Annotated in this window: 24 protein-coding genes; 14 read left to right on the top strand and 10 right to left on the bottom strand. The window is 43.3% G+C overall.

Going from position 1 to position 24,601, the window contains the following annotated elements; all coding sequences use genetic code 11:
- The 3 genes from ABDD95_RS17985 to ABDD95_RS17975 all read right to left on the bottom strand — a co-directional run bounded on the left by ABDD95_RS17985 (position 1) and on the right by ABDD95_RS17975 (position 2,530).
- Entirely contained in the window at positions 1-465 is a 465-nt protein-coding gene (locus tag ABDD95_RS17985; RefSeq protein ID WP_345948727.1) for a DUF4262 domain-containing protein, read from the bottom strand.
- Complete coding sequence (locus tag ABDD95_RS17980) at positions 466-1,704, bottom strand: hypothetical protein (RefSeq protein WP_345948726.1); 1,239 nt, start codon at positions 1,702-1,704, stop codon at positions 466-468.
- A gap of 118 nt (positions 1,705-1,822) precedes the next feature.
- Complete coding sequence (locus ABDD95_RS17975; protein WP_345948725.1) at positions 1,823-2,530, bottom strand: alpha/beta fold hydrolase; 708 nt, start codon at positions 2,528-2,530, stop codon at positions 1,823-1,825.
- Positions 2,531-2,658: 128 nt separating this feature from the next.
- On the opposite strand from ABDD95_RS17975, the gene ABDD95_RS17970 reads away from it, so the two are divergent.
- Together ABDD95_RS17970 and typA are read left to right on the top strand one after the other, a co-directional pair.
- Positions 2,659-3,462 carry an alpha/beta hydrolase-fold protein gene (locus ABDD95_RS17970; protein WP_345948724.1) on the top strand — a complete coding sequence of 268 codons (804 nt, stop codon included), beginning with the start codon at positions 2,659-2,661 and terminating at the stop codon, positions 3,460-3,462.
- A gap of 143 nt (positions 3,463-3,605) precedes the next feature.
- On the top strand, positions 3,606-5,420 hold the full coding sequence (gene typA, locus ABDD95_RS17965; protein ID WP_345948723.1) for a translational GTPase TypA: 1,815 nt from the start codon (positions 3,606-3,608) through the stop codon (positions 5,418-5,420).
- 80 nt (positions 5,421-5,500) lie between these two features.
- Here typA and ABDD95_RS17960 read toward each other — a convergent pair whose 3' ends face one another.
- Positions 5,501-6,184: an FkbM family methyltransferase gene (locus ABDD95_RS17960; protein WP_345948722.1), complete on the bottom strand. Its 684-nt coding sequence runs from the start codon at positions 6,182-6,184 to the stop codon at positions 5,501-5,503.
- A 136-nt stretch (positions 6,185-6,320) separates the two neighbouring features.
- On the opposite strand from ABDD95_RS17960, the gene ABDD95_RS17955 reads away from it, so the two are divergent.
- Genes ABDD95_RS17955 through ABDD95_RS17940 form a run of 4 tightly spaced genes read left to right on the top strand, consistent with a single transcriptional unit; the run spans position 6,321 to position 9,985 of the window.
- Complete coding sequence (locus tag ABDD95_RS17955; protein WP_345948721.1) at positions 6,321-7,637, top strand: flippase; 1,317 nt, start codon at positions 6,321-6,323, stop codon at positions 7,635-7,637.
- Complete coding sequence (locus ABDD95_RS17950; protein ID WP_345948720.1) at positions 7,634-8,281, top strand: FkbM family methyltransferase; 648 nt, start codon at positions 7,634-7,636, stop codon at positions 8,279-8,281. Before ABDD95_RS17955 ends, ABDD95_RS17950 begins: the two co-directional genes overlap by 4 nt.
- 3 nt (positions 8,282-8,284) lie before the next feature.
- Positions 8,285-9,058 (top strand): class I SAM-dependent methyltransferase, encoded by a 774-nt coding sequence (locus ABDD95_RS17945; RefSeq protein ID WP_345948719.1) that lies wholly within the window; start codon positions 8,285-8,287, stop codon positions 9,056-9,058.
- Between the two features lie 12 nt (positions 9,059-9,070).
- Entirely contained in the window at positions 9,071-9,985 is a 915-nt protein-coding gene (locus ABDD95_RS17940; protein WP_345948718.1) for a glycosyltransferase, read from the top strand.
- A gap of 32 nt (positions 9,986-10,017) precedes the next feature.
- Here the strand turns inward: ABDD95_RS17940 and ABDD95_RS17935 are convergent, their stop codons facing one another.
- Both ABDD95_RS17935 and ABDD95_RS17930 read right to left on the bottom strand, forming a co-directional pair.
- A complete protein-coding gene (locus ABDD95_RS17935; protein ID WP_345948717.1) occupies positions 10,018-10,770 on the bottom strand; it encodes a glycosyltransferase family 2 protein in 753 nt (250 codons plus the stop codon).
- Positions 10,763-12,055: a glycosyltransferase gene (locus tag ABDD95_RS17930; RefSeq protein WP_345948716.1), complete on the bottom strand. Its 1,293-nt coding sequence runs from the start codon at positions 12,053-12,055 to the stop codon at positions 10,763-10,765. Before ABDD95_RS17930 ends, ABDD95_RS17935 begins: the two co-directional genes overlap by 8 nt.
- 101 nt (positions 12,056-12,156) lie before the next feature.
- Here ABDD95_RS17930 and ABDD95_RS17925 point away from each other — a divergent pair, with 101 nt between their 5' ends.
- A complete protein-coding gene (locus ABDD95_RS17925; protein ID WP_345948715.1) occupies positions 12,157-12,903 on the top strand; it encodes a methyltransferase domain-containing protein in 747 nt (248 codons plus the stop codon).
- A 123-nt stretch (positions 12,904-13,026) separates the two neighbouring features.
- Here the strand turns inward: ABDD95_RS17925 and ABDD95_RS17920 are convergent, their stop codons facing one another.
- The 4 genes from ABDD95_RS17920 to uvrB form a co-directional block, all read right to left on the bottom strand.
- Positions 13,027-15,516: a YfhO family protein gene (locus tag ABDD95_RS17920; protein WP_345948714.1), complete on the bottom strand. Its 2,490-nt coding sequence runs from the start codon at positions 15,514-15,516 to the stop codon at positions 13,027-13,029.
- Positions 15,517-15,579: 63 nt separating this feature from the next.
- Positions 15,580-15,897: a hypothetical protein gene (locus ABDD95_RS17915; protein WP_345948713.1), complete on the bottom strand. Its 318-nt coding sequence runs from the start codon at positions 15,895-15,897 to the stop codon at positions 15,580-15,582.
- A 5-nt stretch (positions 15,898-15,902) separates the two neighbouring features.
- Positions 15,903-16,157 (bottom strand): DUF4834 family protein, encoded by a 255-nt coding sequence (locus tag ABDD95_RS17910; protein WP_345948712.1) that lies wholly within the window; start codon positions 16,155-16,157, stop codon positions 15,903-15,905.
- A gap of 178 nt (positions 16,158-16,335) precedes the next feature.
- Positions 16,336-18,357, bottom strand: coding sequence for an excinuclease ABC subunit UvrB (uvrB, locus tag ABDD95_RS17905; RefSeq protein ID WP_345948711.1), 2,022 nt, complete (start codon positions 18,355-18,357; stop codon positions 16,336-16,338).
- A gap of 209 nt (positions 18,358-18,566) precedes the next feature.
- Here uvrB and upp point away from each other — a divergent pair, with 209 nt between their 5' ends.
- The 7 genes from upp (at position 18,567) to purQ (ending at position 24,600) form a co-directional block, all read left to right on the top strand.
- On the top strand, positions 18,567-19,211 hold the full coding sequence (gene upp / locus ABDD95_RS17900) for a uracil phosphoribosyltransferase (RefSeq protein ID WP_345948710.1): 645 nt from the start codon (positions 18,567-18,569) through the stop codon (positions 19,209-19,211).
- 92 nt (positions 19,212-19,303) lie between these two features.
- Positions 19,304-19,999, top strand: a complete 696-nt coding sequence (locus tag ABDD95_RS17895) for a YjjG family noncanonical pyrimidine nucleotidase (RefSeq protein WP_345948709.1) — start codon at positions 19,304-19,306, stop codon at positions 19,997-19,999.
- Positions 19,996-20,520: a DinB family protein gene (locus tag ABDD95_RS17890; RefSeq protein ID WP_345948708.1), complete on the top strand. Its 525-nt coding sequence runs from the start codon at positions 19,996-19,998 to the stop codon at positions 20,518-20,520. Before ABDD95_RS17895 ends, ABDD95_RS17890 begins: the two co-directional genes overlap by 4 nt.
- A 257-nt stretch (positions 20,521-20,777) precedes the next feature.
- On the top strand, positions 20,778-21,632 hold the full coding sequence (locus ABDD95_RS17885) for a UDP-2,3-diacylglucosamine diphosphatase (RefSeq protein WP_345952116.1): 855 nt from the start codon (positions 20,778-20,780) through the stop codon (positions 21,630-21,632).
- Positions 21,633-21,830: 198 nt separating this feature from the next.
- Entirely contained in the window at positions 21,831-22,835 is a 1,005-nt protein-coding gene (locus ABDD95_RS17880; protein ID WP_345948707.1) for a glycosyltransferase family protein, read from the top strand.
- 40 nt (positions 22,836-22,875) lie between these two features.
- Complete coding sequence (locus ABDD95_RS17875) at positions 22,876-23,862, top strand: DUF6427 family protein (protein WP_345948706.1); 987 nt, start codon at positions 22,876-22,878, stop codon at positions 23,860-23,862.
- Between the two features lie 45 nt (positions 23,863-23,907).
- Positions 23,908-24,600 (top strand): phosphoribosylformylglycinamidine synthase subunit PurQ, encoded by a 693-nt coding sequence (purQ, locus tag ABDD95_RS17870; protein ID WP_345948705.1) that lies wholly within the window; start codon positions 23,908-23,910, stop codon positions 24,598-24,600.
- Position 24,601: the final 1 nt, after the last annotated feature.

The raw sequence follows: 24,601 nt of genomic DNA, 5'->3' as shown, positions 1-24,601 counted from the left end.
TTAAAAATTTAGTGGTCCTAATATGGGTTGTATATGCTTTATTCTCTGAGGCCAATCACTTTGCCAGGGGTAAATACCCTTTACTGTTGGATAAATACACTGTAACACCGGAAACTCATCGTTTTTATAAAACCAGTGTGCATAACCTAAATAGTTTCGGTAATTACTTTGATCAATAGGGATAAAATAGCACTCAAAGCCTTCCAGTATATCCGGCGAATAGGAGTACGCATCAAAAACTTTTCCACTTTTAATGGCTTCTCCCATATCGTTAATGAGCGAATGAATTAACTCTTGCTGCAGGCCTATTATGATGATCTCCGGGTGTTTAAAGTTGTGAAACAAACCGACAGAAAAGCCAAAGCCAGGCAGGCCGTTATCAGCAAGGACGTGAACAATATGGAACCCATATTGCTCTACGTCACTTATTAACTTTTTATCACCGTCGGTTAATGCAGTATCCATTTAATCTTTTTTCTTGGCCTTTTTGCCCTTTTCTTTCACGGGCTCTGCCTTTGTAACCGGTTCCTTAATTGCTTTTACCTTAGTTGCTGCTTCCTTGGCAGGTGCAGCCGGCTTTGCAGTTTGTACAGCTGCTTTAGGCGCGGCAGCAGCTTTGGCTTTTTTGGGTTTAGCCGCTTCGGTAATTGCGCCTTCATCAGTTATAGCATGGTCAATAGTGCCTAAACTGGGCGCTGCAGGAGCTTTGGCTGCCACTTTTGCTGTTTTAGTTTTTGTTGCTGAAGCCGCTACTAATGGTGTTTGGTTCAAGGCTCCTTTTAAATATTGGCCCCAGGTTAAATTGTCTACGCCGTTTTTCTGTTGTTGTGCACGTTCAATAGCATAAGTGGCAGCCGTTTCAACCACCCAGTCAAAGTTTTCCTGGCCTACACTGTTCACATCGGCATCTGGCGCTGGGTTGCAAAAATCAATAGCGTAGGGGATGCCATCACGTACGGCAAACTCCACGGTATTAAAATCGTAGCCTAAATATTGATTTAGTTTTAACACGTACTCTTCAATAGTGGCCAGCAGCTTTTTATCGGCCGGGGCTTTGCCATGCTCGTAACGCAAGTGATGCGGGTTGCGTGGCTCATATTGCATAATACGCACGTGCTTACCGCCAATGCAGTAGCAACGGAAATAATCATCAAAAATAATCTCTTCCTGCAACAGCATTACCAGTTCGCCGGTACCTTCAAACTTAGTCCATAGGTCTTCTTTGTCACTAATCTTGTAAACATCGCGCCAGCCGCCACCGTCAAACGGTTTCATGTATGCCGGGAAGCCCACATAATTAAATATGGCATCCCAGTCTAACGGGTAGGCCAGGTTACGGAAGGATTGATCATTAGTTCCTTTAGGATGATCGCGCGAAGGGAGCAATACGGTTTTAGGAACAGGAATGCCCAGCTTTACCGCCAGCGCATTGTTAAAAAACTTTTCATCAGCGCTCCACCAGAATGGGTTATTGATAACGGCTGTGCCAGATATAGCCGCATTTTTAAGAGCCGCCCGGTAAAACGGCACATCTTGCGATATGCGGTCAATTATTACCGCATAATCAAGCGGCTCGCCTTGCATTACCTTATCAATGCGCACAAACTCGGCGCTGATATCTTTTATGCCTTTTTCATTTATGCGATCTACAAAAGCCTGTGGAAAGGTGTTCTCCTGTCCAAATAAAATGCCTATTTTTTTCATAAGTGTAGGTTGTGTTTAGTATTTGTTAATATTTAGTTGTAGGTTTTATGTTGTAAGCTTTCTGTTTTTTAAAACCTGTTTTAAATCTTGACGCTGGCTCTTTATTCTAGTATCTCTATTAACTTATGGTTGATAAATAATGCGGAAACATTTCTTTCCAGATGGGCCAGTCGTGCTCGGCAAATGGTCTTACATCCAGCCAGTGATTAATGTGTTTTTGATTTAGAATATTTGAAAGCTGGTAGTTATACTCTTTGCAGATATCACGGTCTGAGGTGCCCAGAATAATGTTCATACGCCATAGATCTTGATGGTTACTGCCTGGCAGGTAATCTACCGGATTATTGTAAAAGATGTTATCGTCATAATACCCATCGGTAAACATCCTGATGTCGAAAGCACCACCCATGCTAAACATGTGGCCAACTCGTTCAGGGTGTTTAAAGGCATAATTGGCTGCGTGGTAGCCACCAAAGCTGCAACCTGCTACGCACACCTTACCTATACCGGTTTCGTGCATAGCCCAGGGCACTACTTCGTTGTGTAACATCTGGTCGTACCGGGCATGGTTGCGGGCGCGGTCGGCCGGATGAATGCCTTTATTGTACCAGCTTTGCAGGTCTATAGCGTCGGGGCAGTAAATTTTCGCCAGGCCATTGTCTATAAACCAGCGTGCGCTGTCAATCAGGCCATAATCTTTGTTCTGATAATAGCGGCCCATTGAGGTTGGAAACAGGATAACCGGATAGCCACGGGTGCCAAACACCAGCATTTCCATGTCCTGATTAAGGGTTTGCGAGTACCAGCGGTGATATTGTTCAGTCAATTTTAGTTAAGCTATAATTATTTAAGTTGTAAGATAGGCCGATTGTTTGATTTGGGCAACAATAAGCGTAATAATTGTGTATAAGTGTTAAAAGCGCGTACTTTTGTAACCCCATTAATTAATTGAATATGTATACTGCCTGGCCCGAAACCATAACCGTTACCGAAACCAGCCTCCATATAGCCTCGGCTTTGCTTAATCGCGAAGTGACATGCACCCTTTACTCAACTGATGATATTGCGCCACAAAGCCTGCTCTTGTTGAATGACGGACAGGATGCTGGGAATTTAAAGCTGAAAGAAACCCTGGAATTTCAATACGAACGCAGTGGCATTGACCCCTTACTGGTAGTAGCCATACATGCCGGCGAAGAGCGCATTCAAGAATATGGTGTGGCAAACCAGCCTGATTTTAAAATGCGAGGCTCAAAAGCGGGTTTATATACCCGGTTTATTGTGGAAGAGCTTTTGCCGGCTATTTACCGGGAAACTGGCCTGCAGGCGTTTAAAACAACGGCTTATGCTGGTTTTTCGCTTGGCGGGTTATCTGCATTGGATATTGCCTGGAACCATGCAGATGTTTTTAATAAAGTGGGCGTATTCTCCGGCTCGTTCTGGTGGCGCAGTAAGGATCTGGCTGACGGTTATACCGATATGGACCGCATAGCGCATCAAATGGTCCGCGAATCAGCAAATAAGCCTGTGCTTAAATTTTGGTTACAGACCGGTACGCATGATGAAACAGCCGACCGCAACAAAAACGGCATTATTGACTCGATTGACGATACTATAGATTTCGTAAAAGAATTGGAGGCTAAGGGGTACATGCGCCCCAGCGATATTCAATACCTCGAAATGGTGGGCGGCGAACACAATGCAGCTACCTGGGCTAGGGCAATGCCTAAGTTTTTGTGCTGGGCATTTAGCGGGTAAGTTTACAACTGTTTTATTATATGATAATGATACTTTAACATGCTCATTTATAGCTAATATTCAAAGTATTGTAAAAAGCTGAGAATGCTTTTAATTGCCATAAATTAAACGTATCTTTGCGCAAAATTCAAGAGGCATATTTCATGCAAAATCAAATTCGTAATATTGCTATTATAGCACACGTTGACCACGGTAAAACTACTTTGGTTGATAAAATCCTTCATAGCTGCGCCATCTTCCGCGATAACCAGGAGACCGGCGAGCTGATTCTGGACAATAACGATCTGGAACGCGAGCGGGGCATTACCATCGTTTCTAAAAACGTATCGGTACGGTATAAAGACGTAAAGATCAACATTATTGATACTCCTGGTCACGCCGACTTTGGCGGTGAGGTTGAGCGTGTGTTAAAAATGGCCGATGGCGTTTTATTGTTGTGTGATGCTTTTGAAGGCGCCATGCCACAAACTCGTTTCGTAACCCAAAAGGCTTTGGCTTTAGGCTTAAAACCAATTGTGGTTGTAAACAAAGTAGATAAAGAAAACTGCCGTCCGGAAGAGGTTTATGAACAAATTTTTGAGTTGTTCTTTAACCTGGATGCAACCGAAGAGCAACTGGATTTTCCGGTTATCTACGGTTCATCAAAACAAGGTTGGATGAGCACCGACTATAAAGTTAAAACCGATGATATCTTCCCTTTAATGGATGCTATCCTGGCTAACATTCCACCGGCCCCTATCAGCGAGGGTACTTTACAAATGCAAATCACTTCGTTAGATTATTCATCTTTCGTGGGCCGTATTGCTGTTGGTCGTGTGGCTCGTGGCGTAATTAAAGAAAACCAGCCGGTATCTTTGGTGAAACGCGATGGCACTATTCAAAAATCAAGAATTAAGGAGCTTTACACTTTTGAAGGTTTAGGTAAAGTTAAAGTAACCGAAGTAAAATCGGGCGATATATGTGCGGTTGTTGGCATTGAAGGTTTCGATATTGGCGATACCATTGCCGATTTTGAGAAACCAGAACAACTGGAAGTTATCCATATCGATGAGCCTACCATGAACATGCTCTTCACCATTAATACTTCACCGTTTTTTGGTAAAGAAGGCAAGTTTGTAACCTCACGTCACCTGCGCGATCGTTTGTACAAAGAGATGGAGAAAAACCTGGCCCTTAAAATTGTGGAAACTGAGTCTCCGGATTCGTACCTGGTTTATGGTCGTGGTATTCTTCACTTATCAGTACTGATCGAAACCATGCGCCGCGAAGGTTATGAGTTACAGGTTGGCCAGCCACAGGTTATTATTAAAGAAATTGACGGTGTTAAATGTGAGCCAATTGAGGTACTTACTGTTGACGTACCTGGTGATGTTGCCGGTAAGGTAATAGAGCTGGTAACACAGCGTAAAGGCGATCTTTTGGTTATGGAGCCTAAAGGCGATTTACAGCACTTAGAATTTGAAATTCCGGCCCGTGGTATTATTGGTTTACGTAACAACGTATTAACTGCTACTGGTGGCGAGGCTATTATGGCCCACCGCTTTAAAGCCTACGAGCCTTGGAAAGGAGCTATTCCTGGCCGTGCGAATGGTGTATTGGTATCAATGGATACTGGTAAAACAACTGCATTTGCTATAGATAAGTTGCAGGATCGCGGTCGTTTCCACATAGAGCCGGGTGTTGATATTTATGAAGGTCAGATTTTGGGCGAGCATATTCGTGATAATGACCTGGTTATTAACTTAACTAAAGGCAAGCAGTTAACCAACATGCGCGCATCCGGTAGTGATACCAACGTGCGTATTGCACCTGCTATCAAATTCTCTTTAGAAGAATCAATGGAATACATACAGGCTGATGAATACATTGAGGTAACTCCTCAGAGCATTCGTATGCGCAAAATCTATCTGAACGAAAACGAAAGAAAGATTAACGCTAAGAAGTTCCAGTCTGCCTAACTAGATTTAGGCATCTATTATATATCCATAAGCAAGCCCCGGCATTAAGTCCGGGGTTTGCTTTTTTATGCCTTTTAGGTTTACCGGCTTAGTGTTTGCTTAAATATCAAGGTGCGCGGCGTTTTGCTCACCATTTGGTAGCCTTGTTCAGCTAAAAAGCTGTAAGCTTCAGATGCATCCAGGTGACTAAAATTTACGTCCACATCCTCAACCAATACAAAGCTAGGACGGTATTTTTCCCAGTTATTAGATCGCAGCACACTTATATCAAGGCCTGCAACATCTACGCTCATAAAATCAATTACTACCTGGCCTGCCGGCAGGTTTTCCTCAAGTACTTGCGCTAAAGGATAAATTTCCACTTCGGCAGTTTCAACAATGTGATAAGGACTGGTATCAGCGTGGCGGCTTTGTGAGCCTACCTGGTCAAAACTGTTAAAAGCCGAATCGTTGAAGCAGTACAAGGTTTGCCGGGTACGTTCGGCGCCTATGCCTACGTTTAAATTAATGTCATGCTCGCGGTATTGGTTAAAAAGCTCAATAGCAGCAGGAGTGGGCTCAATATTTATACCACGCCAGCCCTGTTCATAAAAGTGCATGGTGTTAGAGTAGCGAAAGGGGTGATGCGCGCCTATATCAACAAAAAAGCCCTTGTAGGTGTCATAGTCTTTAATATGTTCCATAAGCAACGGACGGAGCAGCATATCTTCCCCATCCTGGGAGTAGGAGTGCAGCGGTCTGAAATCTGGATGATCGGGTATCATGTTTTTTTAATAGAATTATTGGAGTATTTGTACTCTTCCAAATTAAAGCAATTATTTACAAAATAGTATGCATTGCGGCTTAAAGCAGTTAATGCACAGGTTGTAAGTATACATTTTATACATTTGCACACAATATATGCGTATTCCCAATATTCCAGGTTTTGATCAGCAAGCTTTAGAAAAGTATTTCAAGAATACCGGGATGCTGTTTATTGGCCGTATTGGCAGCTTACTCATAAAAATGATTGTAAGCATCCAAATAGCCAATTACCTGGAACCTACTAATAACGGTATTGTAACAGGCGGAACAGTTTACATCTACTTCTTTTCGGCTATTGCTACCTTGGGTCTCGATCAATTCATTATCAAGGAGCTACACCAGTTCCCCGAACAGCGCGACACTATTTTGGGTACTTCGTTCTGGCTTAAAGTAATCTCAGGCTTTGTCTGTATACCGTTAATATACCTGGCTTATCAAGTATATCCCGCCCGGGCTACACCTTATCATTATGTGCTCATCCTTTCGTTTATTGGCGTGGCCCAGGCATTTAATGTAATTGATAGTTATTTCCAGTCGCAGGTTCAGTCTAAATACATTATGCAGGTGCAGGTAGCGGGTAACCTGGTGTCGGCCGCTATCAAAATTAGCTTCATCTACCTCAAGATGCCTATGGTATATTTTGTATATGCTTACTTGCTCGATGTGGTGCTGTTGTCTGCAGGTTACTTTTTTACTTATCAGCGTAAGCAGCGTAACATATTTAACTGGTCGTTTAATAAGCCGCTTGCAGTAAAGTTGTTAAGTTACTCGTGGCCCCTCATTATATCGGGCATTATGGTGGCGTTGTATATGAAAATAGACCAGCTGATGCTGCAAAATATTATTGGCGTAAAAGAATCTGGCGCTTATGCAACAGTAGCTCAGCTAAGCGAAGCCTGGAACTTTGTGCCAGCCGTCGTAGTATCGTCGCTGTTTCCGGCTATCCTGAATGCCCGTCGGGATGACCCCGAGCGGTATAAAAAACGAATACAGAACCTTTATGACCTGATGGTTTACCTGAGCGTGCCGGCTGCTTTAGTTATTACCTTTGCATCGCCCCTTGTTTATAAACTTTACAAGCCAGAGTATGCGTATGCCGCACCGGTGCTATCGGTGCATATATGGTCGGGCGTGTTTGTGTTTTTGGGAGCAGCCAGCGGGCAGTATCTTATTGCCGAAAACCTGAATAAGCTTACTTTTATCCGCACCGGTTTTGGCGCCATTGTTAACATTGTGCTGAATTTACTGCTCATACCTAAAATGGGCATGATGGGGGCTGCCATAGCCACCTTGATAGCTTATGCCAGCGCTGCGTTCTTTATTTTGGCTATTCCTAAAGTAAATAAGCAAGGCATAATGATGTTAAAATCTTTATTCTTAATTTCACTTTTTCAAAAAGTTACTAAACGTTGAGCAAATTTACCGCCCTTATAAACATACTCAAGCAGCCCGAGCGCTTAAAGGCCTTGCTGTCCTACAATGAAAAAGGTTACCTGAATACAATTGGCTGGTTCAATGCCTTTGATAAAAAAGCGCCGGTAGATGGCAATGATAACCCTATCCCCTGGGTTACGTACTCTTTTATTGATTTTATAAAGGATAGGCTGAAACCCGAGCATGCCGTTTTTGAGTTTGGATCGGGTAACTCAACCGCCTTTTATGCACAGCGTACGGGCATAGTGGTATCGGTTGAGCATGATAAGGAGTGGTTTGACAAGATAAGCGCGGGTAAGCCCGATAATGCCGAACTGATTTATTGCGAACTACAGCGCGACGGCGATTATTGCCGTATGCCGGTAAAGCTAGGCGAAGAATTTGATATTATTATTGTAGACGGCCGCGACCGCGTAAACTGCTGCATACAAGCTGTTGAAGCGCTTTCAGAACATGGTGTGATTGTTTTGGATGACTCAGAACGGCCTGAATACCGTGATGGTATCAACTACTTACTTGATAAAGGCTTTAAGCAGATACCGTTTAGTGGTATATCGCCGGGATTATTTTACTACAAAAGCACCACCGTATTTTATAAAGTTGACAACTGTTTAGGTATTTAACCTATGGCTGATGATAAACTGAGCGGCAATGTAAAAACCGCTTACGACGAGTTTTATAAGACCCATGACGAAGCCTGGCGTATGCTGGGCGCTAAGTACAAAGCGCAGCATATTATTGACGTTTGCCAGGGCTTTACTTTCAACAAAGTGCTGGAGGTAGGTGCAGGCGATGGCAGTATACTCAAGATACTTTCAGAAAAAAGCTTTGCACCTGAATATCATGCTGTCGAAATTTCAGAGAGCGGCGTGTCTTATATCCAATCGCGCCAGATTCAAAGTTTAAAATCGGTACAGGTGTTTGATGGTTACCATTTACCTTACCCTGATGATAGCGTCGACCTCATTATTCTATCACACGTGCTGGAGCATGTGGAACACGAGCGTTTGCTGCTGAGGGAGCTGAAACGCGTGGCCAAAATGTGCGTAATTGAGGTTCCGCGCGATTATAAAACTAACGTTGATGACCGCATTAAGCACTTTTTGGCTTACGGGCATATCAACGTTTATACACCCACCTCCTTGAGGTATTTGTTGCGTACCGAGGGCTTTGAGATTATGAAGGATCTGACTTCGATGATTGAGCCTGAGGTTACCCAATTTAACGCTTATATAAATCTGAAAAAGCCTAAAAGCTTTGTGACTGACTTGAAAATTAAAGCCGAATATGCGGTAAAGAACGCTATGGGTAACTTAATGGGCAAAAGGAAGCAAGAACAGTTGGCTAATGCTTATACGGTGCTTTGCAGTAAAACCAATCAGCAAACCGAAATATTTTAATTAGACGCTTAAATGCAAAATCTGGCTCCTATAGCCCTGTTTGTATATAACCGGCCCGAGCATACGCGCCGTACACTAAGCTATTTGCAAAAAAACCAACTGGCGGAGAATTCGCGCTTGTTTATCTTTTCGGACGGGCCAAAAACAGAGGCCGATAAACCTAAGGTGGAACAGATCAGGCAACTGGCTAAAACCATCACAGGTTTTAAATCAGTTAAACTGATAGAACGGACTGAGAATATTGGATTGGCTAATTCCATCATCAGCGGGGTAACGCAATTGGTTAATGATTACGGCAAGGTAATAGTTTTTGAAGATGACCTGCTATCATCACCCTACACATTACAATATTTTAACGAAGCGCTGGATCGTTATTCTACTGATGAAAAAGTGATGCACATAGGCGCTTACATGTATAATTTAAAAGCACCTAACTTGCCGCAAACCTTTTTTTACCGTGCGGCAACCAGCTGGGGCTGGGCTACCTGGGCACGTGCCTGGCAGCACTTTGAACCCAATGTAGATACGCTGATGCAGCAGTTCGATAAGTCGAAAATTAATGCGTTTTCGATAGAGGGAACCATGAATTTCTGGAAGCAAATGCAGCAATTTAAAGCCGGTAAAAATAACTCATGGGCTATTCGATGGTATGCATCCATCTTCCTGAAAAATGGCTTAACGCTAAACCCCGCACAATCACTTATACAAAATATAGGTCACGATGGTACCGGCGTGCACTCCAATAACGAGGACATTTACCAGGTTAATATCTCACGTCAGCCCGTTACCGATTTTCCGGATGCGCTACAAGAAAATTTGCAGGCGTACCAAGCCATTAAACAGTTCCTGAAAACAAGAAAAGGTAATTTATGGCAAAGAGGGGTAAGGTTTATTATGCAAATGCGCGATAAGTATTTGAAAAATTAATTGAGCCTGTGGCGCATGAGCAGCAAGCCGGTTTAATCATTCGTTCTTCTGTGCTTTAACCAGTACCCACCCAATTTAAAAGCAATAATTACATGATTGATGGCCGTTGGCATCAACCCATAATGCTTGCGCATAATGGAGAAACGTTCCAAAAGACTCTGCCTGTGCTTTTTTTTTGACATACCGCCCACCAGGTATTTAGCCACATAGGCATGTACGTTTACAATATGACGTGCTTTTTTAGCGGCTTGCAGTATCCAATCAATATCGGCGCTAAGCTGATACTGCGAATTATAGGGTTGGGTTAAGGACTTTTTAATGTAAATGGCCTGATGACTAATGCTCATGCCATATTTAAAATCGCGCCAGGTAAACTGCTCTGGTGCCTCATGGCGGCGGCGGCCCAAACTGTTACCATTGCTGTCTATCATTTCGGTTTCACCGTAGTAGATGTCGGCATTATCGGCGGTGGCAAACACATTAGCTACCGTTTCTTTCGAGTAAATCTCATCGCCGGAGTTCATGAATAACACATAGTCGCCCGTGGCCAGCGCAAGACCTTTATTCATGGCATCATAAATTCCCTGGTCCTTTTCGCTTATTAATTTGGTAATAAGGTCTTCATGCCGGCGTATAATATCAAGCGTGCCATCGGTCGATTGCCCGTCTATCACAATGTACTCAAGGTTATCATAGGTTTGATTAATAACCGAAAAAAGCGTACGTTCAATATCCCTAACGTTGTTATAAACTACAGTAATTACGCTAAGCTTCGGCCTAAACATTTTGCCCTCCTGCCTCCGGCTTATTGGCCACCTGTTGGTATAGTTGCAGGTGCTTTTGTGCAATCACTTTTTCAGAGTACCTTTCCATTACTGCATTACGTGCTTGTTTTTGCAAACTTGCTTTATCAGGATGAGTTAAGATCCACTCCATGCCTTCGGCAAAGCTCTTTGATGAGCGGTACTCGGCTAAGTAACCACTTTGCTGATGCTCAACCATGTCGGGTATTCCCCCCGTGGTAAATGCAACAACCGGCGTGCCGCAGGCCAGGCTTTCCATAACAGTATAAGGTAAATTATCCTCGAGTGATGGTATTAGAAATGCATCTGCCGCTGCATAGCACATAGCCAGCCTGGCATCATCATTTATGGTACCTAAAAAGTTGGTTTTAAAAGAAAATTCCGGTACATCCTTGGCATTCCGATTACCAAAAACAACCAGCTCCACTTTATCAGCAGATACACCCAGTTTCTCTTTTAGTAACTCCAGGCTCTCCAGCAAATAACTGGTGCCTTTGTGCAAATCCTTACGTGAGGGCATAAAGCCTGTTAAAAAAATGAATTTGTCTTTTGGCAAGCCCAATTGTTCTTTTGCCCAGGCTTTATCAGCCGGCCTAAATACATCGGTTTCGAGCGTATTAGGTATTTGTATAGCCGGCTTATCCTGCATCAGGCTGCTTACCAAAACCGAATTTAGCATCCAGTTGCTGGGCGCTATAACGTTAAATTTTAACTGTTGATACGCATCATGCTTTTGCTGCCATATTTTATGCGAGGCATCATCTGCGTCTGCTTTTTTGAGGAGGGGGCAATAGCCACACTGCCTTACAAAATGATCGCAGGTATAACGCACATGGCAGCCGCCGGTGAAGGCATTGCTGTCATGAAAGGTCCAGATAATGGGTTTGTTCAGTGTCGCAAGTTCGGCCAGGTGCTTAGGGTTCAAAAAGCTATGATTAACCCAGTGTAAATGTATCACATCTGCCGCCTTAACATCCGGGTGGTTAATAACCGAGCGGCCAAACCAGGTAAATGAAAAAGGCGTACGTTTTAGCGGCTTGAGCAGCCGTTTCGCTATAATACGCTCTAATACAATAGTAGCCGCAGTGTACGCCTTTTGTATGGCCGTTGAATTGAAGGTGAGTATCAACGGATTTTTGCCGAACTTATAGTGCACTATTACTTTCGAATCGATATTTTCAGCTAACAATGCCTTGTTCAGGCGCAAACAGGCCCGGCCAGCGCCACCATTACCATCGTACGTATTAATATGCACCACTTTTAGCATGCTTCAAAAATACATTTTATCGTAACAGCATGCCACTTAAATCGCGCAATATGAAAAGTGCTGTGTTTTATCAGCTTAAAAATCTTTTCTTTGCAATCTAAATGAGCAACGAACTCACCGACCGAAAATTCTGGGCAAATTACTGGGAATCAAAAAGTGACCTGGCTTTTCAGGTGCCGGCTAATTATACTTTTAACAAGCTGCTGAAACAGCTTTTGGCCGATAATAAGATTAAAACGGCCATTGAGCTGGGTGGCTTTCCTGGCTATTACGCCATATTTCTGAAAAAGTATTTTGGTCTGGATACCACCTTATTTGATTTTTATGTGCACCAGCCCATTTTAAAAGAGGTGCTGACTGCTAACCAGCTCCATGAGCAGGACGTTAAAGTTATCGAGGGTGACTTGTTCAAGTACCAGCCAGATCAGCAATATGACCTGGTATTATCGTGCGGCTTAATTGAGCATTTTAATGATACTAAGGATATCATCAGCCGCCACCTGCAGTTCCTGAAACCCGGCGGTACCTTGTTTATTACTTTGCCCAACTTTACAGGTGTAAACGGATGGGTGCAGCGCCGGTATGATATGGATAACTACAACAAGCATAACATTAACAGCATGAATCCGGCCCTTCTGGCCGATTACTGTGAGCAGTTAGGACTAAAAAATGTTGAGGCTTATTACTATGGGCACTACTCCATTTGGCTCGAGAACATGAAACAGCAAAGCAGTGTGACCAGGGCTTTTTTAAAAGGTTTATGGTTAGCCGGCAAAGTGTTTACCAAGGTTGTCCCTATTGAAAGTAAATCGTTATCGCCTTATATTGTAGTTAAGGGGGTGATGTAATTGCCTGTCGTTTAAGCGGATGCTGTCTGCATGCTACTACATATACAAGTTGCTAACTGTTATTTTATAAAGAAAAAGGGATAAGCCATTGGCTTATCCCTTTTTCTTTATCGTTTTTTAGCTTTATGCTTTTTGATTAATGGCATGGCCTTTCTTTTTGCTTTCCATATAAACAGCACCGCCTAAAATCAGCACCAGCAGCGCTGAACTGGCCAGGGATATGCCCTCGCCGGTGTAGTAAGATGCCGGGTGAAATACAAATTCTACCTTATGGTTACCCACTGGTATTTGAGCTGCACGCAACAGGTAATCGGCTCTGAAGTAGGGTTTCTCTTCGCCGTCTATCAGCATTTTCCAGCCTTTATCATAATATATCTCCGAAAAAACAGCCACCTGCTCAGTTTGTGAACCGGTTTCGTAAACCAAATGATCGGGGTTGTAGCTGGTCAATTTTATTGTAGCGTTGGGGTCTAAGGCATGTGGTTTGCTTTCGGCTACTTTTTTAAAGCGTTCGTCAACTATCACTTCATTTTTTGGATCAAAGCTGCTAATGGCTTGCATTTCTTCGTCGGCATCCTTGGCGTATTTAATGCTTTTTACAAACCAGGCATGACCGCAAGCTGTTGCATTGGCCTGCATTTGCGCAGCTTGGGTTTTTGGATCGGCATTAATAATGTACTTGGTATTTAGCATATCAAGCACATCATGGTTAATGCTTTTACTAAACTGATTTTCAATTAATTCGTCATAACGCTTTAGTCGTGCAGCAGAGTAACCACCAATTGATTTGTGGAAATAAGGGCTGAAGGCATCCTGCATGATACTCTGCGTCATGTCAAAAACACGGTAATTTGGATCAGTGTCACGTAAAATGAACTGATCTACTTCCCGTGGTTGAATTTGTTTAGTATCCTGCTTTTCGGTAAAGCTGTCGGTATTCAGATAGCGTTTATCCACCTGCCACATATCTATCATCACTACTAACAAAAAACCCACAGAAAGTACAGTGGCATTAAGCTTTTGCTTTAAATAAGCCCAAACCAGGCCAAATGTTAAAAGAATAAAAATCAGCGTTCTGATCGCATCAGCACGTTCCATCGCAATCCGCTCATTCACTACACCAGTCATAATGGCGTTAGCCAGGCCACTGTCGCCCTGTAGCGCTTGCGTTAGGTAAGTAATAATGTCTTGCTGGTTAGAAGATCTGAAGCTTAGGAACACACTTGGCAGCGCAATAAGCAGAAGTGTTAAACCGCCAACAATATATAAGGCAATGAATGCCTTTTTTAATAATGTTGTCTTATCGGTTGATTGAATAACCTCTTGTATGGCTAAAATCGCCATAACTGGGAAACACAAACCAGCGACAGCCAGTATAGACTCAACAGCCCTGAACTTGTTATAAAGTGGGAAGTAGTTGAAGAATAAATCGGAAACGTACGGAAAATGCCTGCCGAAGGATAACAGCATGGTTAATACAACCGTTCCTAAAAGCCACCATTTGATGCGGTTTTTGATGATGAATAAACCTAGCACAAATAGGAAGCAAATAACTGCACCAAAGTAGAACGGCCCTTCGGTAAACTGCTTTTCGCCCCAGTAAGTAGATACGCCTGCACCGCCTAATTGTTGTACAATGCCTTCGGCCTGTTCTTGCGGTACATTTCTGGAAGTAAAGGCTTTGGTGATCTCCGACTTTGCTGGGTCAATTTCTCGCAACCCCGAGGCGCCGCCGTAAGCATTTGGTATTAAAAAGGTAATACACTCGCCTACACCCTGGCTCCAGGCATAAGCATAATCTTTAGGTAAACCCTCAGCCGGTTCGGTAGTGTTTTTGGTAAGGTTTGATTTGCCACGAATGGTTTCTTTACCATACTCATAGGCGCTCCACAAAATAGAAGCGTTTACAGCCACTGCCAGTAATAATGCGCCGGCCAGGTAAGCAACCGATTTAACAAAGCTGTTAAGCGTTTTGCCTTTTACAGCATGGTAAAGCTCTATGCCCACCAGTATAAACAAGGCAAGCATTAAGTAATAGGTCATTTGTATGTGGTTAGCCCTAATCTCTAAAGCTAAAAATAATGCCGTGAGCGAGCCGCCAAGCAAATGCCTGCCACGTAAGGTGAGTATTATACTGGCTATAATAGGTGCAAAAAATGCTATGGCAAAAGCCTGGTTAGCATGGCCTGCTACCAAAAGAATAATATTATAGGATGAGAAGGTAAAAGCTACCGCACCTGCAGCAGAAAGCCACGGATTTACTCTTAACACCCTAAACAGGAAATAAGCGCCGGCCAGTAAAAGCAGCACGGTATCAACCGGGCTTGGAAATACGGCTTTAAGCGTAGAAACGATATGTGAGGTGATATTACTGGAATACGGTGCCCAGATCTGAAACGCAGGCATACCGCCTAAAATCTGGTTTGTCCATAAAATGGTTTCACCTTTGGCCCGGTAATCCATAATTTCCTTTTGGGTGGATTGGGCTCTTGTTACGTCATTTTGTCCTAATGTTTTACCCTGAAAAGCAGGTGTAAAATACAGGAAACAAATTGCTAAAAAAACTCCGAAGATGGCAAAGTGAATGCCATTGCGCTTAAACCAGTTACTCATTTATCTTTAGGGAAAAATTATTCCTCAAAAATAGAAAAATGAGCGATAATAGAAACGATTAGTTTAAAGGGGTTTAACCATATCACAGTGCAGTGCCACCACACCCAACAAATAATACAGCAAACCCAGGCCTGCCAGGCTTATACCGTAGATAATCTGCGTTCTTTTTTCTTCAAATTCTTCGAGGTTGCGGCGTATGGTGTAGTAATTGTACCAGGCCAGGCCTGCCAAAATTAGCCAAAAGAACCAATGTACCCGCTCACAATTTACACAGACTTGCACGCCCAGTGCAAAGATGATATAGTTGGCCGTTGTAAGTGATACTAATGCCTGCAGGCTGTAGTGCCTGTCTTTAAAATAATTTTGTGGCTCGTTAATCATGCCGCTTATTTTACTTCTTCGTAATCAATAAAATCGCCCTCGTTGTCGGGTATGGTGGTTTTAGGCGCCGGTGGCACATAATCAACCTTTATTTTTTCTTCGGGGCGGCTGTGTGGGCGTTGTTGTGTGTACTGTTGGTTATGTTGCTGCTGTGCCTTGTTTACTACGCTCTGAAACAGCATAGGCAAAAATATACGTGCCAGGCTGCGAACAATGTACAAAACACAGATAGTTATAATCAGAATACGTATGAGTAACATTTGATAATAATTTGGCTACAAATATAAGTTTATAACGATAAAAAAGTTTGGATATGATAACCAGTATATTACCAGTTTGAAAAAACAGTTTGCGCTTGCTTATAACTATTTAAAGGGCTTTTTGCAAACGCAAACCGACTTGAATCTGAAGCGGAACATCCGGGGTTTAGAAATTGGCTTATTTTTCACTCATCATTTTTTCCAAAGCAAACATTTCATCCCGCAATTTGGCAGCGGCTAAAAAGTCCATATCCTTGGCGGCAGCCATCATATCTTTTTTGGTGTTTTCAATTGCCTTTTTCAGCTCGCCTTTGCTCATGTACTGCACAATAGGATCGGCAGCTACGGTGATTTCCTCACTCTCTACATAAGCACGCTGTACGCCACCTTTAAAGTCCACTACCGAGGTTTGCTCAATAATAGCCTCTTTTGATTTCCCTACCGTTTTAGGTACAATACCATGTTCTTCATTATAAGCCATTTGCTTTTCGCGGCGGCGGGTAGTTTCATCAATTGTTACGCGCATGCTCTCAGTAATGGTATCGGCGTACATAATCACCCGGCCGCGGTCATTACGGGCGGCCCGGCCAATGGTTTGTATCAATGATCGTTCAGAACGCAGGAAACCTTCCTTGTCGGCATCTAAAATGGCTACCAGGGAAACTTCAGGTAAGTCCAAGCCCTCCCGCAATAGGTTAATACCTATTAGGACATCAAATTCGCCTAAACGCAGGCCACGTAAAATTTCCACACGTTCAAGCGTTTTTACTTCTGAGTGTATGTAACGGCACTTAATGCCCAGGCGGTCCATGTATTTGGCCAGTTCTTCGGCCATGCGTTTGGTAAGGGTTGTCACCAGTATGCGGTCGCCTATTTTAATGGTTTTATCTACTTCGTCAAGCAAATCATCCACCTGGTTAATAATAGGGCGTATTTCAATAAGCGGATCCAGCAAGCCAGTAGGGCGTATCACCTGTTCAACCACTACGCCACCCGATTTTTCTAACTCAAAATCGCCGGGCGTAGCGCTTACATAAATAGTTTGTGGCGCCAGGCGCTCAAACTCCTCAAAATTAAGCGGACGATTATCCATAGCCGCCGGCAAGCGGAAACCATACTCCACCAGTGATATCTTACGCGATCGGTCGCCGCCATACATAGCACGTATTTGGGGTACCGTTACGTGACTCTCGTCTATCACCATCAGGTAATCATCCGGAAAATAATCCAGCAAACAAAAGGGGCGCATACCTGGCTTGCGGCCATCAAAAAAGCGGGAGTAGTTCTCAATACCCGAGCAGTAGCCCAGTTCGCGAATCATTTCCAGGTCGTAATTAACACGTTCTTCCAATCGTTTGGCCTCTAAAAAGCGCTTTTCGTCAATAAACTGTTGTTTACGTAATTCGAGTTCTTCCTGTATGGCCCAAATACTACTGGTAAACCGGTCTCGGGGGGCTACATACAGGGTTGCCGGGAAAAGCACCATATTAGGCATCTTCTCCAGTGTTTTACCTGTTTGCGGGTCAAAGCTGCTGAGCTCCTCAATATCATCGCCATAGAACGAAACGCGGTAAGCATAGTCCAGGTAGGCCGGGTAAATATCTACAGTGTCACCTTTAACACGAAACGTTCCGCGCTTAAATTCAACGGTGGTACGGGCATATAATATCTCTACCAAACGGTGCAAAAATGCATTACGGCTAATACGCGTGCCTACTGCAAATTTGAATATAGAGTTGGTAAAATCCTCAGGGTTACCCATACCGTATATGCACGATATAGACGATACTACAATCACATCCCTGCGGCCCGACATGAGCGAAGATGTGGTGCGTAAGCGCAACTTTTCAATCTCATCGTTTATCTGCAGATCTTTTTCTATATAAGTATTCGTGGTGGGTATAAATGCCTCAGGCTGATAATAATCGTAGTAAGACACAAAGTAGTTTACCGCATTTTCCGGAAAGAACTGCTTAAACTCGCCATATAACTGGGCTGCCAGTGTTTTGTTGTGGCTTAATATGAGCGTAGGGCGTTGGGTTTGCTCAATAACATTGGCAATGGTAAACGTTTTACCTGAGCCTGTAACACCCAGCAGGGTTTGATAAAGTTCGGCGCTCTCTACGCCATCCACCAGTTGTTTAATGGCTGCAGGCTGATCGCCCGAGGGAATATAATGTGAATTGATTTTAAAATCCATGGAATATAAAGATACGAAAAATATTAGCAAACATAACCGGCAAGCAGGTATGGTTGACTAATAAACGGTAATAAACAGGTAAACTTTTTTACGGTTATAATGCAAACGTTTATGGCACATAAATAGTTTCTTTGTGGGGAGAGCTGGCTATATTTACTAATGTACGTTCAATAAAAAATCTCCGGTAAAAGGAGAATGGGAGATACCTTATGCTTTTTGTATTAAATGATACCAATACCATTTGTAACCAGTACCTGGCCGAGTTGCGTGATGCGGACCTGCAGCAGGACCGTATGCGTTTTAGGCGTAACCAGGAGCGTATAGGAGAGGCGCTGGCTTACGAGGTGAGCAAAAGCTTAAAGTATAAAGCTGTAGAAGTGCAAACGCCATTAGGAATTGCCCAGTTAAACATACCCGATGAGCAACCGGTGCTGGGCACTATTTTGCGTGCCGGCCTGCCCTTGCACCAGGGTTTTATGAATGTGTTCGATCAGTCGGCATCGGCTTTTGTAACGGCTCATCGCAAAAGTAAGAAGAACGGTAGTTTTGTAATACAAATAGAACACATCTCTACCCCTGATTTGGATGGCAAAACCTTTATTTTATGCGATACCATGCTGGCTACTGGCCAAAGCGTAGTGCAGGTATGCAAGGAAATAATGGGCCAATACAGGTTAGCAGCCCTACACATTGTAGCAGTAATTGCCAGTACAGAGGGAGTAGAGCATGTACGTGCCAACCTGCCAATGGCCAGCTTGTGGATAGGGGCTATTGATGAAGAAATGACTACCAAATCTTACATCGTACCCGGCCTCGGCGATGCCGGCGATTTGGCGTTTGGAGAAAAAATGTAGCCGCTAATGTGCATATGTTCAAATAAAAGGTTGCACTAAGAGTTTTCCAAATCTATCTGCATATTTGTACATCAGCATATCCGCACCTAAATATGAAGCGCTATACTCACCTCTTTTTTGATCTTGACCATACCATTTGGGACTTTGACCGCAATGCTGAAGAGACTTTGCATGAGTTATATGAATTGCATGGTTTGCACGCTTTGGGCGTTGCATCCAAAGTGGCTTTCATTGAAACCTATACACGTAATAATCACCAACTGTGGGCCGATTACCATTTAGGTAAAATTACCAAAGATGCGCTGCGTCAGTTGCGCTTTAATAAAACTTTTAGTGATTTAGGCATGCACCCGGACTTGATACCGGCGGGTTTTGAAGATGCTTATGTGCAGCTGTGCCCAACTAAAACCAATCTCTTTCCGCACGCGCACGAAACGCTCACTTACTTGCATTCAAAATATAAGCTGCATTTAATTACCAACGGGTTTCGCGAGTCTCAGGATGTTAAGTTAAAAGGCTCGGGATTGGCCAAATACTTTCAGCATATCATCATTTCTGAAGAAGTTGGTTTTAACAAGCCTCATCAAGCTATATTTGAGCATGCGCTTAATCTGGCAGGCGCCACTAAAGAAGAAAGCATTATGATAGGCGATAGCCTGGAGGCCGATATTTATGGTGCGCTGAATTTTGGTATGGACGCTATTTATTTTAACCCGCTAAAAATGCCAAAACCGACTGATGTGCCGGTACAAATACATAGCTTAGATGAACTAACCCGATTGTTATGAAGTTGGCCGCCGAACTTAAAGCCATTAATGCCGCGCTGGATACTTACCGGCAGCAACTGGACGAAATACCAGATGATGTGTTTGCCGAAACGCCGGCCATCGGCGGATGGTCGTTTGCTGAGGTGTATTCGCATATTATGCAGGCCAGCCTGGGTTCGTCTGTCGCCGCCGAGAAATGCTGCAATAAAACCGGTTCAACCACCACAGAAGGTTTGAACTGGAAAGGTATGCTGGTTTTTTTGTTGGGCCGTTTTCCGCCTGGTAAGCGCAAGGCGCCGCCTGCAGTTGCCGAACTTACCAAAAACATTACCAAGGAGGAAGCACGCAACCTCATTATAAAAGTGCGTAAGAGGTTGGAAAGCGTAGTGCCTTTGACCCATCATGCGCCTGACAATAACAAGATAAGTCACCCCGGCTTGGGTATGTTGAATGCCAGGCAGTGGATTAAATTTCTACGTATCCATCTGGAGCATCATTTAGCGCAGTTGTCGCGCATTCGAAAAAGTTTTCCACAGGAGTAACTATTTGATATTTAATACAGTCTTAACGTTAAAATAATTTTTTAACCTGACTTTTATCCTGTTATTATGAATATCGAGTTTCCATACCTGATAGTTACCGGCTTACTGTTGTTGTTAGCTGTTTTTTACTTCAGCCCATACGAGCTGAGCGTAAAAGAAGACGACGAAGACGAATAAGTCTGTTACATCACCGCATCGACTTATATTTAGAACTGCACTTGCTGCAGTAATAACGCCTTATGTTCAGATACACCGTAATGGCAAAACGCGAAGTTGATATTGTAGTAATTTCTGATGTGCATTTAGGCACCTACGGTTGCCACGCCAAAGAACTGCTCCGTTATTTAAAAAGCATCCGCCCTAAAAAGGTCATCCTCAACGGCGATATTATCGATATCTGGCAATTCAGCAAATCGTACTGGCCCGAGTCGCATATGAAAGTGGTGCGCCGCCTGTTAAAGTTTGTGACCGAAGGTGTGCCGGTTTATTACCTTACAGGTAACCACGATGAAATGCTGCGCAAGTTTGCCGATTTTAACCTGGGTCAGTTCCAGTTGCTCAATAAACTGGTTCTTGAAGTTGATAATAAAAAAGCCTGGATATTTCATGGTGATGTGTTCGATGTAACCATGCAGCATTCTAAATGGCTTGCAAAGCTGGGCGCAGTTGGTTACGATACCCTCATTATCCTGAATAGTTTGGTCAACTGGGGCCTTACCGCGCTCGGAAGACAAAAAATGAGTTTCTCTCAAAAAATTAAAGGCAAGTTTAAAGACGCTGTAAAATTCATTAATCACTTTGAACAAACCGCGGCCGATTTAGCTGTAGATAAGCAATACGATTATGTGATATGCGGCCACATTCATCACGCCGAGATTAAGCAGGTTAAAGCTACAGACCACCCAGGTTCGGTGCTCTACCTAAATTCTGGCGACTGGGTTGAGAGCCTCACAAGCCTTGAATATGCCGACGGCAAATGGACCATTTTCAAATATAAGCCCGAAGACTTCAACAGCGATGCCGATGACGACGACAAGGCTGATGCTGAAGATTTAAACGCCAGTTTAGACGTAAGGGTATTGTTAGAAAAGTTTAAATTGGAGACGCATTAAAAACAAGAGATCGCCACAGCTCAATCCAATTAAGCGTTTTCGTTAAAAGCCTTCTTATTTCCCCAAAAAATGCTGCATTGTGTAATGCTTAATGTAGATGGAACTTTAAATTCTTCAATGTTTAATCTTAACAATTATTTAGAGTACTTTCAAAACGCTTTATCCTAAAAGCCGTTTATATTTGCAAGCTACCACATCATGAAAATATTATTTGCTATACAGGGAACCGGTAACGGGCATATTAGCCGGGCACGCGAAATTGTTCCGCTGTTGCAGCAGTATGGCGAACTGGATTTAATGGTGAGTGGTACCGAAGCAGAGGTTGGCTTGTCGCAACCGCTTAAGCACAAGTTTCATGGATTTAGCTTTGTGTTTGGTAAAAAGGGAGGGGTTGATAAATGGGCCACCTTTAAACGCATGAACTTATGGCAGCTATGGCGCGATATACATAACCTGCCTTTAAGCCAGTATGATTTAATTATAAATGACTTTGAACCGGTAAGTGCCTGGGCCTGCCGTTTGCAAAAAATACCGTCTGTATCATTAAGTCATCAGTGCTCTTTTATATCGCCAAATACACCGCGGCCTGCCAGGTGGAACTACGCCGAATGGCTTTTTAAATATTACTCGCCAACTACGCATCACATCGGCTTTCATTTTGATAGGTATGCCGATTTTATACACACGCCCGTAATCCGCAGCGAGATACGCCGCTTCGAGCCCACTAATAAAGGTCATTATACGGTATACCTGCCAGCTTATGATGATAAAACGCTGGTAAAGTACCTGGGCAAAACCACTGATGTAGAATGGCACATTTTTTCTAAACGTCAAAAAACACCTTACCGAACCGGTAACATTCACATTTGCCCGGTTGATAACGATAAGTTTAACCAAAGCATGGCCAGTTGTGAAGGGCTGCTTACAGGTGGTGGCTTTGAAGGCCCCGCCGAGGCACTTTACCTGCAAAAAAAGGTAATGATGGTGCCCATGACCGGCCAGTATGAACAACGCTGCAATGCACTGGCAGCCTCTCGCTTAGGCGTGCCCGTTATTAGTGCTATTAATAATGATGCAGTTTTGCATATTAATGATTGGATTAACAGCAACCACCGTGTACAAGTTGACTTTCCGGATGAAACTGCTCAAATTGTAGAAAGCCTGGTGAAACAATATACCCGGCCGCAGGCTGTTTTAGCTTAAACATTTTTGGTAATATTGCCTGCTTAAATCAACAGCGTGCATGATTGATATTTTCAGGCGTTTTAATCCGCTGAACATTTTATGGCTGGCTATCCTGCTTTTTATTTTGCGGGCAGGCTTTGTATTGTTTGCGCCTGCGGCTATTCCGTTACCTTTAGCCGAGCCTTTTGTAAATACTATATTACCGGTGAAGATAGCCGGTATTTTAGAGCCTGGTATCAGCGTGTTTTGGGCTGGCATTGTTGTACTTGTACAGGCTGTTCTGCTCAATTATCTTATCAATAACCATAATTTGCTGGGCAGGCCGAGTTTTTTGCCAGCGTTAATGTACGTAACCTTATCGGGGCTGTTTACACCGTTTTTAGTGTTAAGTGCGCCTTTGCTTTGCAATTTTGTACTTATCTGGATGTTGTACAAGTTTCTGGACCTGTATAAAGCTGAAGAATCCAAGTCGCTGGCATATGATTTAGGAATGCTGGCCGCCGTTGGGTCACTTATCTATTTGCCTTTCACCTATCTTATGATTGTGACTTGGATAGCCCTGATCATCTTTCGGCCTTTTGATTGGAGGGAATGGGTAGCCAGCCTAATTGGATACATTACCGTTTACTTTTTTGTAGGGGTTATTTATTACTTAAATGACCGCCTGCCTTATCTGCGTCAAATTTGGACTCCATTAGGCTCTACATTTGCTATGCCGCAGGTGTTAGATAAGTTTGATTTTTTATTGCTTATCCCCGTTTTTGCTGTACTTGTGTTAGGGACTTTTAAATTACAAGAAAACTTTTTTAAAAGCTATGTACTCATACGGAAGGCTTTTCAACTATTGTTTTTTATAGTTTTGGTTGCAGCCTTGTCTTACTATGTACGGCCCGAGTTTGGCTTAAGCCACTTTTTGCTCTGCACAGTGCCGGCTGCTATCTTTTTTGCCTACTATTTTTTGTACGCAGGCAAGCGCTGGGTATATGAAATACTGTTTTTTTTGCTGCTAGCCAGCATAATTTACTTCCAGTTTAACAATTTTTAACTTTTACATTCGTTCATGTTCAAGCGGTTATATTAGCTTTGTAGCATGAAATTTGGTGTTGTTATATTCCCCGGTTCCAATTGCGACGAAGATATCATTTACGTTCTTGAGAAAATTATGGGTCAGGAGGTGGTTCGCCTCTGGCATAAAGATCATGATTTGCAAGGCGTAGATATGGTTATTCTTCCAGGCGGTTTCTCTTTTGGCGATTACCTGCGCTCTGGCGCAATTGCACGTTTTTCGCCCATTATGCAGGAAGTTATCCAATTTGCTGCCAAAGGTGGTTATGTAATGGGTATCTGTAATGGCTTCCAGATATTGGCTGAAGCCGGCCTGGTACCGGGCGCGCTGCTGCACAACAAACAGCGCAAGTTTATTTGCCGCAATACCTACCTGGTGCCGCAAACCAGCAACTCGCTGCTTACCTCACAAATTGATGAGCAAAAAGTATTGAAGATTCCGATTGCACATGGTGAGGGTAACTATTTCGCAGATGCCGATACACTGCAAAGTCTTAAAGATAACGACCAGATTCTGTTCCGTTACAGCGATGAGTCGGGTAATATTACCGACGAGGCAAACCCTAATGGTTCACTTGAAAACATTGCCGGTGTATGTAATATCAAACGTAACGTATTTGCCATGATGCCTCACCCTGAGCGCGCGGCCGATACTTTGCTGGCAAACGAGGATGGATTGGCCATATTTGAATCAATACTGAACATGGCTAAAGCCTGAG

The organism is Mucilaginibacter sp. PAMB04274 (assembly GCF_039634385.2).
Classification (GTDB): domain Bacteria; phylum Bacteroidota; class Bacteroidia; order Sphingobacteriales; family Sphingobacteriaceae; genus Mucilaginibacter.
The sequence above is the reverse complement of the archived record's forward strand: the minus strand, read 5'-3'. Positions and strand labels throughout refer to the sequence as shown.

Excerpts from the sequence above, each read along its gene's own strand:
- ABDD95_RS17985 (WP_345948727.1), bottom strand. The coding sequence starts at position 465 with ATGGATACTGCATTAACCGACGGTGATAAAAAGTTAATAAGTGACGTA.
- ABDD95_RS17980 (WP_345948726.1), bottom strand. The coding sequence starts at position 1,704 with ATGAAAAAAATAGGCATTTTATTTGGACAGGAGAACACCTTTCCACAG.
- ABDD95_RS17970 (WP_345948724.1), top strand. The coding sequence starts at position 2,659 with ATGTATACTGCCTGGCCCGAAACCATAACCGTTACCGAAACCAGCCTC.
- typA (WP_345948723.1), top strand. The coding sequence starts at position 3,606 with ATGCAAAATCAAATTCGTAATATTGCTATTATAGCACACGTTGACCAC.
- ABDD95_RS17960 (WP_345948722.1), bottom strand. The coding sequence starts at position 6,184 with ATGATACCCGATCATCCAGATTTCAGACCGCTGCACTCCTACTCCCAG.
- ABDD95_RS17955 (WP_345948721.1), top strand. The coding sequence starts at position 6,321 with ATGCGTATTCCCAATATTCCAGGTTTTGATCAGCAAGCTTTAGAAAAG.
- ABDD95_RS17945 (WP_345948719.1), top strand. The coding sequence starts at position 8,285 with ATGGCTGATGATAAACTGAGCGGCAATGTAAAAACCGCTTACGACGAG.
- ABDD95_RS17940 (WP_345948718.1), top strand. The coding sequence starts at position 9,071 with ATGCAAAATCTGGCTCCTATAGCCCTGTTTGTATATAACCGGCCCGAG.
- ABDD95_RS17935 (WP_345948717.1), bottom strand. The coding sequence starts at position 10,770 with ATGTTTAGGCCGAAGCTTAGCGTAATTACTGTAGTTTATAACAACGTT.
- ABDD95_RS17930 (WP_345948716.1), bottom strand. The coding sequence starts at position 12,055 with ATGCTAAAAGTGGTGCATATTAATACGTACGATGGTAATGGTGGCGCT.
- ABDD95_RS17925 (WP_345948715.1), top strand. The coding sequence starts at position 12,157 with ATGAGCAACGAACTCACCGACCGAAAATTCTGGGCAAATTACTGGGAA.
- ABDD95_RS17920 (WP_345948714.1), bottom strand. The coding sequence starts at position 15,516 with ATGAGTAACTGGTTTAAGCGCAATGGCATTCACTTTGCCATCTTCGGA.
- ABDD95_RS17915 (WP_345948713.1), bottom strand. The coding sequence starts at position 15,897 with ATGATTAACGAGCCACAAAATTATTTTAAAGACAGGCACTACAGCCTG.
- ABDD95_RS17910 (WP_345948712.1), bottom strand. The coding sequence starts at position 16,157 with ATGTTACTCATACGTATTCTGATTATAACTATCTGTGTTTTGTACATT.
- uvrB (WP_345948711.1), bottom strand. The coding sequence starts at position 18,357 with ATGGATTTTAAAATCAATTCACATTATATTCCCTCGGGCGATCAGCCT.
- upp (WP_345948710.1), top strand. The coding sequence starts at position 18,567 with ATGCTTTTTGTATTAAATGATACCAATACCATTTGTAACCAGTACCTG.
- ABDD95_RS17895 (WP_345948709.1), top strand. The coding sequence starts at position 19,304 with ATGAAGCGCTATACTCACCTCTTTTTTGATCTTGACCATACCATTTGG.
- ABDD95_RS17890 (WP_345948708.1), top strand. The coding sequence starts at position 19,996 with ATGAAGTTGGCCGCCGAACTTAAAGCCATTAATGCCGCGCTGGATACT.
- ABDD95_RS17885 (WP_345952116.1), top strand. The coding sequence starts at position 20,778 with ATGGCAAAACGCGAAGTTGATATTGTAGTAATTTCTGATGTGCATTTA.
- ABDD95_RS17880 (WP_345948707.1), top strand. The coding sequence starts at position 21,831 with ATGAAAATATTATTTGCTATACAGGGAACCGGTAACGGGCATATTAGC.
- ABDD95_RS17875 (WP_345948706.1), top strand. The coding sequence starts at position 22,876 with ATGATTGATATTTTCAGGCGTTTTAATCCGCTGAACATTTTATGGCTG.
- purQ (WP_345948705.1), top strand. The coding sequence starts at position 23,908 with ATGAAATTTGGTGTTGTTATATTCCCCGGTTCCAATTGCGACGAAGAT.